This window comes from Micromonospora avicenniae, from assembly GCF_900156065.1.
Lineage (GTDB): Bacteria > Actinomycetota > Actinomycetes > Mycobacteriales > Micromonosporaceae > Micromonospora > Micromonospora avicenniae.
The window spans coordinates 101,915-120,182 of record NZ_FTNF01000012.1 but is presented as its reverse complement, the minus strand read 5'-3'; the positions used below and the strand labels follow the sequence as shown (position 1 = coordinate 120,182).

Below are 18,268 nucleotides of genomic sequence, written 5' to 3'. Positions count from 1 at the left end.
CCAGAACGATCACACCACTGGTGGGCGTACTCGCAGCCGCGGTCACGCTGATGGCGTTTCCGGCGGCCGCGGCGGCCAATCCGCCTCAGCCTGACGCACCCGTCACCGGCGGTCTGCCGTTGGTCAACACGAATGAGAAGATCGGTCCGGGTATCGGTCTTCAACACGTCAAGGCGCTGGACCAGCGCGGTTGGTACGACGCGCAGTTCCTGACCGTGGACCTGTCGAACCACGCGGTCAGCACGGACCTGCTGACCTCCGGCCCGGTCGCGTCGGGCGGTCCGTTGAGCGTCGCGGCCAACAAGGCAGGGGCCGTGGCCGGTGTCAACGGTGAGTTCTTCGACATCGGCGGCAGCAACGCGGCGCTCGGTGGAGAGATCCAGAACGGCCAACTGGTCAAGACAGCGGACATCGGCGGACGCCAGCACGTCGGCGTCAGCCAGGACGGCATCGCCCAGCTCGTCGACCTCACGGTCGACTCGACCGCGAACTTCGCCGGCGCGGATCACAAGGTGCTGTCGATCAATGCCGCCAACGGCGCTGGCGTACCCGCCGACGGCCTGATCGCCTTCACCGCCGCGTGGGGAACCTACAGCCGCAACCGGGGGCTCAGCGGAGTCGACGCCAGCCGGATTGCCGAGGTGGTCGTCTCCGGCGGCAAGGTCGTCTCCGTCGCGCCGAACGGGCCGGCCGGCTCGGGCGCGATTCCGGAGGACGGCTTCGCTCTCGTCGGTCGCGACGCTGCGGCGACGGCGTTGCGCGAACTGCACCCGGGCGACCCGGTCACGCTGAAGTACTCGCTGTCGAACGACGTGACCAAGAAGATGAAGTTCGCGCTCGGCAACGGCGGGACGATCGTCTCCGGCGGCAAGGTCGCGCCCGGCCTGGACACCTCGATCGCGCCACGCACCGCGCTCGGTTTCAAGGACGGCGGCCGTACCCTGATCCTCGCCACCTGGGATGGTCCAGGCGGCACCGGCAAGGGTGGTGTCGGCATCGACAAGGAGGCCCGCGACCTCGCCGCTCTGGGTGTCGAGACGGCGGTCAACCTCGACGGCGGCGGCTCCACGACGATGGTCGCCCGCGCGCTGGGCGCGACCGAGGCGACCGTACGCAACGTGCCGTCCGACGGCCACGAGCGCAACGACCCGAACGGCGTCGGCGTGTTCGTCGCACCGGGTGACGGCAAGCTGCACCAGCTCGTGATCAAACCGGCCGAGGGCGGGACGTCCAGCGACGGCGGCGTGAAGGTCTTCCCGGGGCTGCACCGTGCCCTGGTCGCGCAGGGCGTCGACGACCACGAGGCGCCCGTCGCGGTGGATCCGGAGTCGGTCCGCTGGAACTCCCGTGGCGCGTCCGTGAAGTCCGGCGTGCTGGCGGCCCCCGCGCGCGCGTCGGGCGCCGTTTCGGTCACCGCCGGCGTCGGGCACACGGGCGCCCTGATGAAGGTCGACGTGCTCGGCAAGCTCGACAGCGTGGAGCTGTCGGCCAGTCGCCTCTCCATCGCCGACACGACGCCCGAGGCTGCGGTCACGGTGAGCGTCACCGGCCGCGACGACCAGGGCTACACCGCGCCGATCGACCCGACCGACCTCACGCTGGACTACGACCACAGCGTCGTCGACGTCCAGCCGTTCGCCGGCAAGCTGAAGGTCACTCCGCTGAAGGCCGCCGGCACGATCCTGACCATGTCCGTCTCGGGTAGGTCGGTGCAGCTGCCGATCACGGTCGGCGTGCAGACGGTCTCGGCGTACGACTTCAGCGACGACGTGCTCGCCCGGTGGCGCAACAACAGCACCGCGGCGACCACGTTCTCGAAGGACCCTGACGGCCTGCGGATCGACTTCGCCGCGATGCGCAACGTCGGGATCGCCGCGGCCTCCGTCGCCAGCCGGGTGACGGTGCCGGGTCAGCCGCTGCGCGTACGGCTGCGGATCAAGTCGAGCATCGCCGTGCCGAGTGGCTTGACCTACCTGGGTTACTCGGACGCCAACGGCAAGGGCACGGGCGTCTACGGAACCGCGCTGGTGGCCAGCGACGACTGGCAGTACGCGACGTTCACGCTGCCCGCCGGCACGGCGTTCCCCATCTCGATCTCAGGCTTCCAGGGAATCAACACCAACACGGCCGAGCAGCACGCGGGCACGTTCATCCTCAACCGGATCGAGGCCGATGTCCCGACCTCGGTCGAGCTTCCGGCGCAGCCCGCACTGCGGGCGGACCGGCTCGTGTCGCCCGACGGCTCGTTGGAGCACGGCGCCGGCACCTGGAACTTCGCGTCGCTGTCGGATGTGCAGTTCACCGCGGACAACCCGAACCTGACCCAGGTCGCGACGGCCGCCCTGCGGCGGATCCGGCAGGCCAAGCCGGACCTGGTGATCCTCAACGGTGACATCACCGACCGCGGTCTGCCGCAGGATCTCGCGTTGGCCCGGCAGGTGCTGACCGATGCGGGGTGCGATCTGATTCCGGTCGGCCAGGAGCCGGCTGAGAACAGCACGCCCGACCCGCGCACTGGGAAGCTGCCCTGCTACTACGTCCCCGGCAACCACGAGTCGTACGGGCTCAACAACACCCAGTCGGATCTGTCGGCGTTCAAGGCCGAGTTCGGACAGCCGTACCGGACGTTCGACCACAAGGGCACCCGGTTCATCCTGCTGGCCAGCTCGCTGGGCACGCTCCGCGGCACGGCTTGGGATCAGCTGCCGATGATGCAGAAGGCGCTCGACGAGGCCGAGCGCGACCCGTCGGTGCACAACGTCGTCGTGGCCGCCCACCACCCGGTGGACGACCCGGCCGAGACGAAGTCCAGCCAGCTCGGTGACCGCGACGAGGTGCAGCTGGTCGAGAAGCTGCTGACCGACTTCCGCGACGATTCCGGCAAGGGCGCCGTGATGTTCGGCTCCCACGCCCAGGTCGCGAGCGTCCACCGCGTCGAAGGCGTTCCCTACGTCGTGCTGCCGTCGTCAGGCAAGGACCCTTACGGCACGCCGGACCGGGGCGGCTTCACCGGCTGGGTGAACTGGTCGGTGAACAGCGACCGCAACGCGGACCAGCAGTGGCTGGAGGCGGACGTGCGGGCCTTCGCGCAGTCGGTCACGCTGAACGCACCGGAAAAGCTCGACCTGAACAAGACGGCGCAGCTCAGCGGCAGCATCGTTCAGCCTCAGGGGGTGTCCACCGGCACCCGGGTGGTGCCGCTGCAGTACCCGATGTCCGTGCACTGGAGCGGATCGTCGAACCTCGCGATCGGCAGCGGCGCCGCGGCCATCGTGGAGGCCCGCCGTGCCGGCAAGGCCGCGATCCTCGACCCGCAGACGCGGACGCTGACGGCGCTGCGCCCCGGTTCGGTGACGGTCACCGTGACGAGCGACTCGATGCGGCAGTACACCGACGACACCTCGCTCGCGCCGATCACCACTTCGAAGACCATCCAGGTGGGACCGGCGGTTCCGGCAGGGCGGAGCGACGAGCACTGAGCTCCGATGGAGCTGTAGCAGCGGAGGTCCGGCCGGGTATCCGGGCCTGACCGGGCTGCTCCGGGTCGAGTAGGTCCATACGCGGGAACGGTTCGGAGACGGGCCGCAACAGGCCGGCGGGCCACCACCGGGTTCGGGGTGGGCACCAAGGTGCCCACCCCGAACCCGATCAAGCAGCCTGGTCAACGCCTCACCGAGGCCGCGATCCCCTCGCTTGCAACTTCTGGGCGCTTCCGTCCGGGCCGGTCCGCGTCTGTCCCTGACCTCGAACGGCGATCTACGGCTGAGGTGACGCGTAGTCCGCCCGCGGCCCGGTGAAGACAACCGTGTCGACTCCGGTCGATCCGGTGCGACGTGAGCAGGAAGCGGTCGGCCAGCATGATCGGCGATGGGGTCATGATTCGTGGGCAGCTGGTAGGGGGCACGGCCATCGACGCCTGTCGACCAGCTGCGCGTGCTGCCGATAGGTTGGTCGCGTGGAACAGGACGAAATTCTCCTGCACGCCTCGTCGTTCGGCGCGGCGGCGACCGCGTACGCCGAACACCGCCCGGATTACGCCCAGGCCGCGGTTCGCTGGGCGCTGGAGCCCGCGCCCGGCTTGCGGGTGCTCGACCTCGGCGCCGGAACCGGCAAGCTCACCGCCACGCTGGTTGCGGTCGGCGCCGACGTCACCGCGGTCGAACCCGACCCGGCGATGCTGGCCGAGCTGCACCGCGTACTCCCGGACGTCCGTGCCCTGCCGGGTAGCGCCGAAGCGATACCGCTGCCGGACGCGTCCGTCGATGCCGTGCTGGCCGGCAACGCCATGCACTGGTTCGACATGGCCGTGGCGGGGCCCGAGATAGCCAGGGTCCTGGTACCCGGCGGCATCCTGTCCGGCTTGTGGAACGTCATGGACGACCGAGTCGACTGGATCGCCGGGCTGGCGCGGGTGAGCGGCAGCGCGGCCATCGGCCCGCGTGACACGCCCACCAGTTGGCGCGCCGAGACGGCCCGCGCGCATCTGCCGAAGGCCGGCGGGTCCGCCCGGTTCGGCTCACCGGAGCAGGCCGGATTCCCGCACGGGCAGCGCCGCACCGCCGACTCTCTGGTGGCGACACTCGCCACGAGAGCGGGGATGCTGGTCATGCCGGACCCGGTACGGGAGGCCACGCTCGGCCGGATCCGCACCTTCCTGGCGAGCAGACCGGAGACCGCGGACGGCGAGTTCACCCTCCCGATGCTGACCTGCGTGCTGCGCGTCCGGCGGCTACCCGCAGACCCGCCTCAGGCCGGCGTACCGACGGCTTGAGGCGACTCGGGACCCTGGCAGTCAGGGGTTTCCCGGCGCCCGGAACTCCCTCGTCCGCCGCGAGATCCGGTGGGGTGCGTGCCGCCCAGCCAGGGATCGCCGAGTCCCGGATGAACCGCACCTGGTTGGGGTACCCGGCCGGTGCCACGGTCGGTTCATGACCACTACGACTCACCTCGTCACCGGCCACTGGATCGGCGGCGAGATCGTCGCCGGCTCGGCCGGCACCATTCCCGTCGTCAACCCGGCCACCGGCGAGACCGTCGCCCACACGCCGGCCGGCACCGCCGCCGACGTCGACCGCGCCGTCGCCGCCGCCCGGACCGCCCTCCCCGGCTGGGCGGCCACCACCCCGCAGGAGCGCGCGGAGGTACTGCGCCGCCTGGCCGCGGGGCTCGCCGCGCGGCAGGAGGAGATCGCCGCAGCGATCACCGCCGAGATGGGCGCCCCGATCTCCCTGTCCCGGACCGCCCAGGTCGGTTTCCCGGCGGCGGTGATCGAATCCATCGCGAGCCTCGCCGGCGAGTTCCCGTGGACCGAGGAGATCGGCAACTCGCTGATCGTCCGTGAGCCGATCGGCGTGGTCGGCGCGATCACCCCGTGGAACTTCCCGCTCCAGCAGGTCGTGTCGAAGCTCGCCCCGGCGCTGCTGGCCGGGAACACGATGGTCTTCAAGCCGTCCGAGAACGCCCCGCTGACCGCGCTGATCCTCGCCGAGGTCGCCGCCGACGCGGGCGTACCCGCAGGCGTGTTCAACGTCGTGTACGGCACCGGCCCGGTCGTCGGAGAGGCGATTTCGGCCCACCCGGGCATCGACATGATCTCCTTCACCGGCTCCACCCGGGCCGGACGGCGTATCTCCGCGGTGGCTTCCGAGACCGTCAAGCGGGTCGCGCTCGAGTTGGGCGGCAAGGGCGCGAACATCATTCTCGACGACGCGGATCTGCCGGAGGCGGTGCACAAGGGCCTGATGATGGCGTTCAGCAACGGCGGGCAGGTCTGCGGCGCGTGGCCACGGATGCTGGTGCCGGCGGCCCGCCAGGACGAGGTCGTCGCGCTGGCTGTCGAGGCGGCCCGGCAGTACACGGTGGGTGATCCGACCGACGAGGCGACCCGGATCGGCCCGATGGCGTCCGAGGCGCATCGGGTGAAGGTGAACGGGTACATCGAGCGGGGCATCGCCGACGGGGCGCGGCTGGTGTTCGGTGGCCCTGGCCGGCCCGATGGCCTGACGACGGGCGCCTACGTCCGGCCGACGATCTTCGCCGACGTCGACCCGGACTCCGCGATCGCCCAGGAGGAGATCTTCGGCCCGGTGCTGACGATCAGCCCTTACGCGGACGAGGAGGAGGCCGTCGCGATCGCCAACGGCACCCAGTACGGCCTGACCAGCGGCGTGTTCGGCGCCCCCGAGCACGCTCTCGCGGTCGCTCGGCGGCTGCGCGTCGGGCAGGTCGACGTCAACGCCGGCCACTGGAACGCGTTGGCCCCGTTCGGCGGCTACAAGCAGTCCGGCAACGGCCGCGAGTTCGGCCGCTTCGGCCTCGAGGAGTTCCTGGAGATCAAGTCGATCCAGCGTTGACCGCCGCCGCGGGCGGCCCGGCCGTACGGTCGGTCGAGGCCGCCCGCGGTTGCCCCGGCGATTTCGGCCCGGCGGTGGACCACGGCCGACGTGGCCCGGACGGCGAGGGGGCCTGGTCGTTGCCGGCCCAACCGCTGAACGCCACACGCCTCGGCGTGACTGGTGATGCTTCTGGGGAGACCGACGACGAATGTGACGGCCGCGCGCATCCAGGGACCGATTGACCCTGGATGCGCTGGGCCGGGCGCGTCACCGTTGGCCACATTACGGAACAGCGCACAGGGTCCCACTGGTTGTCACCAGTTGCGGACGTCGGGCGGAAGGGGGAGACACCGTGGACCGCGCTCAACTCGCCCACTTCCTGCGTACCCGGCGGGAGGCGCTCCAGCCGGAGGACGTAGGCCTGCCCCGGGGCCCGCGCCGGCGTACCGGGGGCCTGCGGCGCGAGGAAGTCGCCTCGCTCAGCGGGATGTCGACCGACTACTACAGCCGGCTGGAGCAGCAGCGCGGCCCGCAGCCCTCCGAGCAGATGCTCGCCGCCCTGGCTCGCGGGCTGCGGCTGTCGCTGGCGGAGCGGGACCACCTGTTCCAGCTCGGTGGGCATGCCGTGCCGCACCGCACCGTCCGGGCCGACCACGTCAATCCGGGGATGATGCGGATCCTCGACCGGCTTCAGGACACCCCCGCCATGGTGGTGAACCATCTCGGCGAGACGCTGGCGCAGACGCCCCCCGCCGTGGCGTTGCTCGGCGACGAGACCCGGCACACCGGGCTGGCCCGCAGCCTGCACCACCGCTGGTTCGCCGATCCGGCCACGCGGCAGCTGTACCCGGCCGAAACCCACGCGACGCACAGCCGCCTGCTCGCCGCGCACCTGCACGCCGCGTACACCCGGGACGGACGAGGTTCGCGCGCGGCGGAGATCGCCGACGCGTTGCTGGCCGAGAGCCCGGAGTTCGCACGACTGTGGCGCGAGCATCCCGTCCCGGGTGCCATGTGCCCACCGAAACGCTTCCAGCATCCGGAGGTCGGCGCGCTGGAGCTGCACTGCCAGATCCTGGTGGATCCGGACCAGTCGCAGACACTGCTGGTGTTCACCGCCGTGCCCGGTTCGGCCAGCGACGAGAAGCTGCGGCTGCTCTCCGTCGTCGGCGCCCAGCACGTCTGACGCACCCTGACGGGTGGCGGCGCCTTGGTCAAGCTGCGCTGCCGCCCACGCCGAGCCACCGTGATCGTCGAAGCCATCCTCGTCCTGCGTCACGTCGAAACCACCCGCGACGCAGGACGCGAAATGGCTCAGTCACAGTCCTGCGCCACGCACCGCCTCGTGGATCGCGGCGCTGTTGTCGATCAGTTCGTTGACGTCTTTGCTGGCCATCGTCGCGGTGACGTAGACGTGGTGCACACCGCCCTCAGCCAGGACGGCCAAGTCCTCGACCAACTGCTTCGGGCTACCGGCGAAGGGCTGGCGGCCCGCCGCCGGCACCTCGGACAGGTCCTGCACGAGCACCTGGTAGATGCAGTTGATCTCGGCCGGGTCCCGTCCCGCCTCGGCTGCCATTTCACGTAGCTGCGCGAGCTGCGCCACGACCATTTCAGGTGGGACGCCGGTGGGCAGCCATCCGGTGCCGCGGCGGGCGATGCGGCGCAGCGCGGCCGGACCGATACCGCCCAAATAGATCGGAATCCGGCGAGCCGGCTTCGGTTTCACCATCGCCGGGGCGATGCGGTAGCGGTCGTTGCCGAACGACACCGGATCCGGGCCCCACGCCGCCGAGGCCACATCCAGGAACTCGTCGAGAGCCGCGCCGCGCTCGGAGTACGGCCGTGGCGCGGCCGCGGCGAACTCGTCGATCGACCAGCCGACGCCAAGGCCGGCGACGACTCGGCCACCCGACTGGTGATCCAGCGTCGCCAGGGATCGGGCCAGCTGCAACGGCGTGCGCAGCGGCGGAACGAGGACACCCGTGCCCAGCTCGATCCGCTCGGTGACAGCAGCAGCCATCGCCAAAGTGATCAGTGGCTCGCCGGTGGACGAATAGACGTCCGGCCAGGGCAGATCAGGAACGTTGTACAGACCATGGGGACCTCTCTGGTCGACGGGCATGAGCACACGCTCGTACACCCAGAGGCTGTCGTACCCGATCTCTTCGGCGGCCCGCGCGAACTTCACGACGTCCGTCGTCAAGTCGTACCGGGAATCTTGCGGAAGGCTGACGCCAAGTTTCAGTGGCATGTGACTGACTCCTTTTCTCAAGTGCCGGAAATGGAACGCGGTGAGCGCGCCGACGGGACGCATCCGCTGGGCAGCGAGAGCCGGCTTCCGGTGACGTCGACACCGTGAGCTGCGGAGAGGCCGGCACCACGATGCGATGCGGGGCGGCGGTTCGGCTCAGCGGCAGCGCCCGCACCGGCACCCGCAGGACGCCGCTGCCCGCACGGGTCAGTGCGGCACGAGACCCTCTCCCCGAAAACCTGTATCTGCCGGACCTTGGTCCGGGACCGTAGCTCCTGCGGCTGCGGCAGCTCCTGCGGCTGCGGCCTCACGATGGTGCTGATCACAATCGAGTCACCTTCGTGATCACCGCCCGGCGTAGCCGTAGCGGCGCCACCATATGACCTGGGGCCAGCGCGTACCACCAGACTCAGGAGCGGGCCCCGCCGAGGCCGAGCAGTACGGCGAGCCCGAGCGCGCTGCGCGGGGCGTACGGCACTCGCCACAACCCGCCATGCGCCGCGGCGTACGCCTCGTCCTGCCACGGATGCGCGGACGCCGGGACGCCGTTGCGGAGGTTGTGCACGAGCAACGCGGCCATCAGGGTGTTGCTGGTCGCCGGTTCGAACACCTCGATGCCGAACCGGTGCGCCCCGGCGTACGCGGCCGCGAGCGCCCGGTTACGCAGCACCGAGCGGGTCCGGGTGGGCGGCGCGACGTTGAACGACACCGTTGCGCCCGCCTCCCGCGCGACAGTGGCCCGCCACCGCTGCAACCGCTTGGCCAGCGCGTAGTTGGGTCCCTGCTGCGGCACCAGGCTGTCGTTGATGCCCGGGTCGGCGTCGGGCGCGTAGTTGCGGCGCAGGAGCCGACCGGCGGAGAGCAGCCGCACCGCGCGATGGGCGGTGCCACGGCCGGCGTACGCCTCGTCCGCGTGGCGCACCGCGTCGGCCGGGACGGCGAAGACGTCGGTGGGGGTGGCGAGGAACGCGAGAGCCGTGTCGGGTCGGCGCTGCCGAAGGTGTCGGCTGAGCGCGTCGACCGCCACCGCGACCCGCACGTTCGTGGCCCCGTCGGCATACACGTAGTTGCCCAGCACGAGCGGGCCGTCGACGCGGTGCAGCCACTCGGCCACCTGCGACAGGCGGTGCAGCAGGTCGGCGCCCGCGTGCGCGGCAAGTGTCCGGTCGTCGTCCGTGGGGCTGCCGGCGGGCAGTGGCAGGTGCAGGCGGCCGCCGTAGCGGCGGGCGGTGTTCAGCAGGCGTCGCCAGATCTCCGGCCGGGGCAGGTCGACCGCCATCACCTCGCCGCCCCACCGCAGCACGGAGGTCAGGGGGCCCATCTCGGCGCCCGCGCCGAGCACGACGATCCGCTTGTCACGCAGGTCCAGCCAGTCGGGGTTGTCGATCACCGTGCCCACGGCGTCGGCGCACGAGGGTTCGACGACGCCGGCGGCTACCCACGCGTCGAGACGGCGTCGCAGGTCGTCGCCGCGCAGGCGTCGGCCCCGGTACGGCAGCGAGAGTTCCCGCTCGACCGGGCCGTCACCGGTGACGGTGGCCGTGTCCAACGGCGGGTGCCCGCCCGGTGTCGAGAAGACCTCGTCGAGCCCGATCTCATGGCCGTCGTCGCCGATCACCGCCATCCGGGCGTGCAGGGAGGCGAGCCCGGCGCGGGCGATGGTGACCGCGGCGTCGGGGGAGAGCAGGCTCGCCTCCAGCAGCCGGCGGAAGTGGCCGAGGTACCCGTGCCGCCAGTCCGTCTCGTGCTCGGCCGACCGGGCGCCGACCGGATCGACGGCGCGCAGCGCGTCGACCACGACCGCCCGGCCGAGCGCGGTCGTGCTGCGCCTGCCCTCGACAGCGGGAAAGACCACCCCGGTCGGACCCTGCACGGTCGCTCCTCCCCGCCTCGGCCGTGTCCCCCGCCTCGCGCGACACTCTGCCGTATCCCGCGTCGGACCGCACGGTCGCATCGACGCGGCTGCTCGGGCCCGGCGGCCGGGCCGAGCTGCCGGCCAGGGCCGGCAGGAGCTGCACGCGCACGTACGACAGGTGTCGCCCGAGCTCCGGATCCCCCCGCAGCCCGGGCGCGCGAGGGCCGGTGCGAAGATCAGCTTTGTTCCCCGACCGGAAGGATGGCCATGCGCTACCGGACCCTGGGCGCCACCGGCACGGTGGTGTCGACCCTCTGCCTCGGCACGATGACGTTCGGCGCGGAGACCGACGAGGAGGGCAGCTTCGCCCAGCTCGACCGGTTCGCCGAGGCCGGCGGCACCTTCATCGACACCGCCGACGTGTACTCCCGCGGCGTCTCCGAGGAGATCGTCGGACGATGGCTGCAGGCCCGGCCCGGCATGCGCGACCGGATGGTGATCGCCACCAAGGGGCGCTTCCCGATGGGTCCGGGAGCGAACGACGCCGGCCTGTCCCGGGTGCACCTGACCCGCGCCCTGGACGCGAGCCTGCGACGGCTCGGCATCGAGGCCATCGACCTCTACCAGGCCCACGCCTGGGATCCGCTGACTCCGCTGCCGGAGACGCTGCGGTTCTTCGACGATGCGATCAGCGCAGGCAAGATCCGTTACGCCGGGGTCAGCAACTTCACCGGTTGGCAGCTGCAGAAGGCCGCACTGCTCACCCAGCATCTCGGCCTCGCGCCGATCGTGACGCTGCAGCCGCAGTACAACCTGCTGGCTCGGGAGATCGAGTTCGAGCTGGTGCCGGTCTGCGAGAACGAGGGCATCGGCATCCTGCCGTGGTCCCCGCTCGGTGGCGGCTGGCTGTCCGGCAAGTACCGCCGGGACACCCCGCCGACCGGCGCCACCCGTCTCGGTGAGAACCCTGAGCGCGGCGTCGAGGCGTACGCGGGCCGTAACGCCCAGGAACGGACCTGGCGGGTGCTCGACGCGGTGCGGCAGGTCGCCGACGACCTGGGCGCCTCCATGTCGGCCGTGGCGCTGGCCTGGTTGGCGGCGCGGCCGGCGGTCACGTCGGTGATCCTCGGAGCGCGGACCACCGAACAGTTGGACGACAACCTCACCGCCGCCGATCTGACCCTCGACGCCGAGCAGATCCGCCTGTTGGACGAGGCCAGCGACCCGCCGGTCGGCGACTACCCGTACGGCCGGCCGGGCGTGCAGCAGCGCGGCCGCGAACTGCCCACGGGCTGAGCCACCGGCATCGCCGTGGCGGCAGCAGGCTCATTCTCCGGACTGAGCCTTCTGCCGCCACCGATCACGAAGGATGTCGCTGGCCACCGCGGCGGCCAGCACCAGCGCCGCCGCGGCGGTGACCAGCACCGACGGCCAGCTGGGCGCCCACGGCACCATGACGCCCAGCACCGGCAGCCAGGCGAGCCGGTGCCACGGCACGCCCGCATCGAGCCGGTAGGTGAAGATGGCCCGCCCGAGAAGGAACAACGCGGGGCCACCCAGCATGAGTACCACCTCGCGCAGCGGCGTCTCCCCGGTCGGCTGGTGGATGACCCGGTCGGCGCCGGCGGCGACGCAGACCACGCCGATCAGCATCACCAGATGGGTGTACGGGGCCAGCCGGGCGGCCCGGCCGCGTTGGCGTTTGGTCAGCGTGAGGATCGAACCGGACCGGTACACGTAGAGCTGCCAGAGCAGCAGCATCGTGATGAAGGCCGTCACGAATCCGGCCAACCGCGGCGCGGCGAAGTCCGAGGCGCTGATCTTCAGCGTGGGCACGAGGATGATGTCGCCGAGGGCCAGGATGACGAACTGCTGGTACCGCTCGCCCAGGTGCTCGGTCACCTTCTCGTACTGGTCGACCGGCACCCGGCCCAGCCATGGCGTCGGGAAGCGCACTGCGGTCGACACGTACTCGATGGCCACGGCGGCGGTCCACAACCACCAGTGCGGCTTGCCGGGCAGCATCGCCCCGAGGAGCCAGAGGATCGCGGAGACCGCGAACCAGAAGAGGAACCGGGCGGCGCGCTCCTGGGCCTTGTGCCGGTGCCGGTGCAAGGCGCTGACCAGGATGACGCCGCGGAGCACGTGTGGCGCCACGTACGCGACGGCGAAGATCAGCGAGTGCGCTTCGGCGGCTCTCGGCAGTGTGGCGGCCGTCCCCACGGCCCCGAGCGCGGTCACCATGATCACGACTTGGATGGGGCGCTGCTCCGGGTCGTAGAAGTCGGTGGTGACCGAGGTGATCGACCACGTCCACCAGATCGCCATGAACAGCAGCAGCGTGTGTCCGGTGTCGGTCCAGGATCCGTTCTGGGCGGTGATCATCGAGACGAGCGCGATGGCGGCCACGAAGACCACGTCGAAGAGCAGCTCCAGCAGGGTGGCGCGGTTCGACGCGTCCGGGCGGCGCACCAGGCTGGCGCCGTCTCCGGTCGTCATCCCGGCCTCCTGCCCCGTCGCGCCCGGATCGCGGAGCCCAGCGGGTGCCGTGCTCGGCCACCGGGCGACCCGCCGCCGTACGGCCGCACCTCGACACGAATTATCGACGCAGTTGGACGGGGCCGTCCCCGGTTCGACGATTCCCCGACGAGCACGGCGTGTCCGGGCTTGCCGCCGCAGGCCTGGCGGCGTGCCGTGGGGCCGCCGGGTGCGCGACGGCGCGCGGTCAGCCGGCGTGGCGTACGTCGGTCCGCCAGATCTCCGCCCACGGTCGCCGCAGCCCGGTGCAGAGCCAGATGGGGCCGCCGTTCTCGTCGTTGTCGACCTCGACGCGCTGGTCGACCCGGCCGGCGAGCGTGACGTCGGCGAGCCAGGCGCGCAGTTGGTCGGGGCGTTCCCAGCCGACGGCGATCACCACGTCGGCATCGGCGGGCGGCTGGCCGAAGTCGGCCAGGCTGTTGTGGCCGGAGTAGGCCGCCGGCAGTCCGCGGGACGGGCCGTAGCGGGCGACCGCGCCGGCCTCGCCGTAGTTCGCGGTGAGGATGACGGCCCGCTGTCGCTGCGAATCGGGCAGTGCCCCGTGCACGGCGGCGACGGAGTCGGCGAACTCCGGCCAGCCGATCGTCTCGCCGGCGTCGTAGTTCACGGCCGTCACGAAGCCGGGCAGCCGGTCGGCGGGCAGGGTGGGCAGCAGCAGCACCCCGTTGGGGGCGACGAACAGCAGCGCGCCGACGATCAGTAGCCCGCGCTTCAGCGTGGTCGCGCCGCGGCCGGCCCAGGCGACGGTGAGCACGGCCCCGGCGGCGGCGAGCACCAGCAGCAACGGCGCGTCGTAGTAGCCCTTGCCGCCGGCGAGCAGCACGACGGCGACCACCACCAGCCAGGCCCAGGCCAGCGCCCGGTACGCCCGCCACGCCGGTCGACGCAGCAGGGCGACGAGCCCGGCGATCCAGATCGGCACGGCGTACGGGCTGATGATGACGAACTGGAGTGTGAAGGCGTCGACCCGCCCGCTGTAGGAGCTGTCGCCGTCGGAGATGGCGGCGGCCACGGAGAGCTGCGGGAAGCCGTGCGCGGCCTGCCAGATCAGCGTGGGCGCGGCGAGCAGCACGGCGACGCCGGCGGCGGCGAGCACCCAGCGGTCGCGCAGCAGCCGACGTGGGCCGGCGATGGCCACTGCGGCGACGAGCCCGACGGCGAGCAGCGCGGGCAGCAGCTTGTTGAGCATGCCGACGCCGAGGGCCAGCCCGATGGCGATTGCCCAGCGAGAGTCGCCGGCGCGCAGCATCCGGGCGGCGAACAACGCCACGACCAGCCAGACGAGCATGTCGACGGTGGTGGTGCTGAGCAGGTGCCCGCTGGCGAAGACCAGGCCGGAGGTGCCGGCGAGGAACGCCGCGAACGTCTGGGCGCCCCGCCCGGCGCCGAGTTCGCGGGTGATCGCGGCGACGATCAGGACGCAGCCGCCCCCGATCAGCGCGGACGGAGTGCGTAGCGCCACCAGGTTGCCCGGCGCGAGCGTGTCGACCAGCCGGGCGAGGGCGGGCACCAGCGGGCCCTGGTCGACGTATCCCCAGTCGAGGTGCCGTCCGCACAGCAGGAAGTAGAGCTCGTCGCGGTGGTAGCCATAGCGGTTGGCGAGCAGCAGCAACAGGGCGGTCACCGCTGCGGCGATCAGCCACGGCCCGCGGGCGCGGGGACCGGGGGCGGGTGGGCCGCCGGCCGTGGCTGGGTCGTCGCCGCGTGAGCGGCCCAGCTCGGTGACGGATTCGGCCACGTCCATATCATGGCGGTCCGCGCCGCCGAGCGGGGTCCCGACTTCGGCGTGTGTGGTAACGGATCGGCCACGGGCCGGCGTCGTGGATCATGATGCGGGGACGGGAGCCGGTGCCGGTGGGGTCGGCGCGGGCCAGCTCAGCCGGCGCACGCCGGGTACCAGCGCGGTGCCGGCGCAGGCGGCGAGGACCAGCACACCGGCGACAGCCAGCGGCACCGGTTCACCCCAGGCGCGGGCGGCCAGCGGTGCGAGGGCGTAGCCGAGCGGCATCGCGCCGAGTGACACCAGCCAGTCGTACGAGGTGACGCGGGCCAGCACGTGCGGGGGGAAGGCGCTCTGGACCACGGTCTCCCACACCGGGTTGAGGTAGCCGAGGGCGGCCAGCGCGATCCCGTACGCGACGATGACGGCGGGTGCCGGCGCGGCGACGGCGAGCAGGATCAGCGGCGCGGCGTAGCTGGCCAGGGCGAGGTTGGCCATCAGCACGGGACGGCGAGGGCGGAGCCGGCCGGCGACCAGGGATCCGGTGAGCATGCCGACCGCGCCGGCCTGGAGCATCAGCAGCCAGACACCTTCGCCACCGAGGCGGTCGATGGCGACGGCCGGACCGAGGGTGGTCAGCACCGCTGCCGCGCCGTTCCAGGTCCCGTGCCCGAGCAGGCTGGTCCAGAACCAGGTCCGGGAGCGGACTTCGCGCCAGCCGTGCAGCAGATCGGCGGTCAGCGACCGCCGCTCGGGCTGCGGCACGTGCCGTACCGCGATGACCGAGAGCAGGGTGGCGCTGACCGCGAAGGAGGCGGCGTCGAGGACGAACGCCCAGCCTGGGCCGGCGGCCCAGATGAGGGCACCGGCGAGTGCCGGGCCGGCGAGCCGGCTGGCGTTGGCGGTCGCGCCGAGCAGGGCGTTGGCCCGTTGCCGGTGTGCCGCGTCGACGGTGCCGGCGACCAGCGGCGACCCGGTGGGCAGGGCGAACGCCGCAGCGGTGCCGCCGACGGCCGACGCGATGGTGATGTGGGCCAGCGACGGATCACCGCCGAGCAGCTCGACGCCGACCACGAGTTGGGAGGCGCACCGGGCGAGGTCGGCGAGGATGGCGACCCGCCGGGCGTCGAACCGGTCGGCCGCGACGCCGCCGACGGGGAGCAGGAGCAGCCGGGGGACCATCGCCGCCGCGAGGACCAGGGCCAGGGCGCTGGTCGAGCCGGTGGCGCGGAGCACGGCGAGGGCGAGCGCGGCGGGGACCACGGCGTCGCCGACGGCGGAGATGGTGCGGCCGACGAACAGCAGCCGGAAGGCGCGCAGGCGCAGAGGGTGGGTCACCGACGCAAGATACTTCGGCATCGAACCTTTCGGCAATGAATATTTTGTCGCCGTAGTATCGTCGTGGCATGACGATGCCCGACCGCGCCGACCGGCACGTGGAGCGCTGGCAACCCGTACTGCCCGACCTCGACCCGGACATCGAGGGCGCGGTCACGCGGATGCAGCTGCTGACGCGGCACCTGCGCACCGTGAAGGAGCGCGCGCTCGCCGATGTGGACCTGCCGGCGCACGAGTACGAGACCCTGCACGCGCTCGCCGGTCGCCAGGGACGGGCCGCTCCCTCCGCGCTCGCGGAGGACCTCGGTGTCGCGCCGGCCTCGATCACCGCGCGGGTGGACTCGCTGGAACGGCGCGGCTTCGTCGAGCGGATCCCGTCCCGCACGGACCGGCGGCGGGTGGACGTGGCGCTCACCGACGCCGGGCGTGCGGCCTGGCGGGGGGCGTTGGACGTCCGGGGCGCCGAGGAACGACGGCTGCTCGCCGCGCTCGACCCCGACGAGCGGCGGATGCTGTCCGACCTGCTGCGCCGCGTCCTGCTCGTCGCCGAGCAGCCGGCCGGCTGACCAGGGCGCCGGAAATCGCGTGGCGGGGCGCGTACCGCCACTGGCAGGGTGACGGCATGACGGCACACGCTCTCGCCGGAGCCCTCGCCGATGACGTACGCCGACGCGTGTTCGCGGCGATCACGCTGGGCGCGACCGGCACGGTCCAGATCGCCGACCGCGCCAGCCTGCCCGCCCGGCAGGTGGTGACCGCGCTTCGCCGGCTCACCGCCGCGGGCCTGGTCGTCGAGGCCGGTGGCGCGTTCACGGTCGACGAGGCGCGACTGCGTGAACTGGCCCGCACCCCGCAGCCGACCCGCCCCGCGTCCAGCCCCGAGGAGACGGTGCTGCGGACGTTCGTACGCGACGGGGTGCTGGTGGGCCTGCCGGCGCAGCGCAGCCGACGACGCATCGTCCTGGAACACATCGCACAGCGATCGTTCGCGCCGGGCACCCCGTACCCGGAGAGCGCGGTGAACGAGGCTCTGCGCCCGTGGTGCGCCGACGGCGGGTCCGACCATGTCACGCTGCGCCGGTACCTGGTGGACGAGCTGCTGCTCACCCGGGAGCAGGGCGTCTATCGTCGGTCCTGAGCAGGCGGCCGGACGGATCCGCGCCAGAAATCCCGTTGACGGGGTGGGGACCATCGGCGCGTGACGACCGAGATTCACGCATCCTGGACGGTGCGTCCGCTGCACCCCGACGAACCCGACGCGGCGGCCCTGCTGCGCGAGTACTTCGCGGAGATAGTGGAGCGCTACTACCGGCGGCCCCTCCGGCCCGGCGAGGTCGAGGCCGCGATGGACGAGTCGCCCAGCGGTGACCTGGTGGCGCCGACCGGAGCGCTGCTGCTGGCCGCCTGTGACGGGCGACCGGCCGGCTGCGCCGGGCTGCGGTTCCGTCCGGACTGGGCCGAGCTGACCCGCGTCTACGTACGCCCCGAACAGCGCGGGCGCGGCGGCGGCGCGGCGCTGCTCGCGGCGGCCGAGGCGTACGCCCGTGACGCCGGCGCGGACCGGATCCGCCTGGACACCCGCAGCGACCTGGTCGAGGCGCGAGCCCTCTACGCCCGGCACGGGTACGTGGAGATCCCGGCGTACTCGCAGGACAGGTACGCCGAGCACTGGTTCGAGAAGTTGCTGCCCACAGCGGTTGACGATGTGGACGGACCGCGCTATCAAAGAACAGGAAGTTGAGTCACCCGGACTCAACCTGAACCCTTGGACCGGAGAACCGAGGAGCGACCATGTTGATGCGGACCGACCCGTTTCGTGAGATCGACCGACTCGCCGAGCAGTTCCTCGGCACCACCGCCCGCCCGGCCGTGATGCACATGGACGCCTACCGCGACGGCGACTTCTTCTACGCGGCGTTCGACCTGCCCGGCGTCGAGCCGGAGAGCATCGACTGCACGGTCGAGCGCAACGTGCTGACCGTACGCGCCGAGCGGCGCCGGCCCACCGACGACAAGGTCGAACTCGTGGCCGCCGAGCGGCCCATGGGCGTCTTCACCCGGCAGCTCTTCCTCAGCGACACCCTCGACGCCGACAACCTGGAGGCGGGCTACGAGAATGGCGTGCTCACGCTCCGGATTCCGGTGGCGGAGCGCGCGAAGCCGCGGCGGGTACCCGTGGTCTCGAACGGCAACGGCCGCAAGCAGATCAACGCCTGACCACGACGCGT

14 protein-coding genes and 1 pseudogene are annotated in these 18,268 nt (G+C 72.0%); 10 read left to right on the top strand and 5 right to left on the bottom strand.

Translation table 11 applies throughout. The annotated features are described in order from the left end of the window. Window positions 1-20 precede the first annotated feature (20 nt). The 5 genes and pseudogenes from BXA10_RS19270 to BXA10_RS32220 all read left to right on the top strand — a co-directional run. The gene (locus tag BXA10_RS19270; RefSeq protein WP_076471797.1) at window positions 21-3,479 is read left to right on the top strand and encodes a phosphodiester glycosidase family protein; all 3,459 of its coding nucleotides are present in this window, start codon (window positions 21-23) and stop codon (window positions 3,477-3,479) included. Between the two features lie 476 nt (window positions 3,480-3,955). Further along, entirely contained in the window at window positions 3,956-4,771 is an 816-nt protein-coding gene (locus tag BXA10_RS19265; protein WP_076471796.1) for a class I SAM-dependent methyltransferase, read from the top strand. Between the two features lie 157 nt (window positions 4,772-4,928). Beyond that, complete coding sequence (locus BXA10_RS19260; protein ID WP_076471795.1) at window positions 4,929-6,353, top strand: aldehyde dehydrogenase family protein; 1,425 nt, start codon at window positions 4,929-4,931, stop codon at window positions 6,351-6,353. 334 nt (window positions 6,354-6,687) lie between these two features. After that, window positions 6,688-7,521 (top strand): helix-turn-helix transcriptional regulator, encoded by an 834-nt coding sequence (locus tag BXA10_RS19255; protein WP_076471794.1) that lies wholly within the window; start codon window positions 6,688-6,690, stop codon window positions 7,519-7,521. Window positions 7,522-7,541: 20 nt separating this feature from the next. Next, window positions 7,542-7,638, top strand: a pseudogene (locus BXA10_RS32220) (IS5/IS1182 family transposase); the annotation flags it as partial. 15 nt (window positions 7,639-7,653) lie between these two features. Here the strand turns inward: BXA10_RS32220 and BXA10_RS19250 are convergent. Both BXA10_RS19250 and BXA10_RS19245 read right to left on the bottom strand, forming a co-directional pair. Then, a complete protein-coding gene (locus BXA10_RS19250) occupies window positions 7,654-8,652 on the bottom strand; it encodes an LLM class F420-dependent oxidoreductase (RefSeq protein WP_245828314.1) in 999 nt (332 codons plus the stop codon). A gap of 346 nt (window positions 8,653-8,998) precedes the next feature. Next, window positions 8,999-10,462 (bottom strand): hypothetical protein, encoded by a 1,464-nt coding sequence (locus BXA10_RS19245; RefSeq protein ID WP_139338049.1) that lies wholly within the window; start codon window positions 10,460-10,462, stop codon window positions 8,999-9,001. A gap of 249 nt (window positions 10,463-10,711) precedes the next feature. On the opposite strand from BXA10_RS19245, the gene BXA10_RS19240 reads away from it, so the two are divergent. Continuing rightward, on the top strand, window positions 10,712-11,740 hold the full coding sequence (locus BXA10_RS19240) for an aldo/keto reductase (protein WP_076471792.1): 1,029 nt from the start codon (window positions 10,712-10,714) through the stop codon (window positions 11,738-11,740). A 30-nt stretch (window positions 11,741-11,770) separates the two neighbouring features. Here the strand turns inward: BXA10_RS19240 and BXA10_RS19235 are convergent, their stop codons facing one another. The 3 genes from BXA10_RS19235 to BXA10_RS19225 form a co-directional block, all read right to left on the bottom strand. After that, window positions 11,771-12,943, bottom strand: a complete 1,173-nt coding sequence (locus tag BXA10_RS19235; protein ID WP_076471791.1) for a low temperature requirement protein A — start codon at window positions 12,941-12,943, stop codon at window positions 11,771-11,773. A gap of 226 nt (window positions 12,944-13,169) precedes the next feature. Continuing rightward, window positions 13,170-14,726, bottom strand: coding sequence for a glycosyltransferase family 39 protein (locus tag BXA10_RS19230; protein ID WP_425436090.1), 1,557 nt, complete (start codon window positions 14,724-14,726; stop codon window positions 13,170-13,172). 81 nt (window positions 14,727-14,807) lie between these two features. Further along, complete coding sequence (locus tag BXA10_RS19225) at window positions 14,808-16,040, bottom strand: MFS transporter (RefSeq protein ID WP_076471881.1); 1,233 nt, start codon at window positions 16,038-16,040, stop codon at window positions 14,808-14,810. A 68-nt stretch (window positions 16,041-16,108) separates the two neighbouring features. On the opposite strand from BXA10_RS19225, the gene BXA10_RS19220 reads away from it, so the two are divergent. From BXA10_RS19220 to BXA10_RS19205, 4 genes are read left to right on the top strand one after another with little or no spacing between them, the layout of a single operon-like run. Then, window positions 16,109-16,606, top strand: coding sequence for a MarR family winged helix-turn-helix transcriptional regulator (locus BXA10_RS19220; RefSeq protein WP_076471790.1), 498 nt, complete (start codon window positions 16,109-16,111; stop codon window positions 16,604-16,606). A gap of 56 nt (window positions 16,607-16,662) precedes the next feature. Next, window positions 16,663-17,178: a DUF2087 domain-containing protein gene (locus BXA10_RS19215; protein WP_076471789.1), complete on the top strand. Its 516-nt coding sequence runs from the start codon at window positions 16,663-16,665 to the stop codon at window positions 17,176-17,178. 60 nt (window positions 17,179-17,238) lie between these two features. Beyond that, window positions 17,239-17,781, top strand: a complete 543-nt coding sequence (locus BXA10_RS19210; RefSeq protein ID WP_245828313.1) for a GNAT family N-acetyltransferase — start codon at window positions 17,239-17,241, stop codon at window positions 17,779-17,781. Window positions 17,782-17,831: 50 nt separating this feature from the next. Continuing rightward, on the top strand, window positions 17,832-18,257 hold the full coding sequence (locus tag BXA10_RS19205; protein ID WP_076471788.1) for an Hsp20/alpha crystallin family protein: 426 nt from the start codon (window positions 17,832-17,834) through the stop codon (window positions 18,255-18,257). Window positions 18,258-18,268 lie beyond the last annotated feature (11 nt).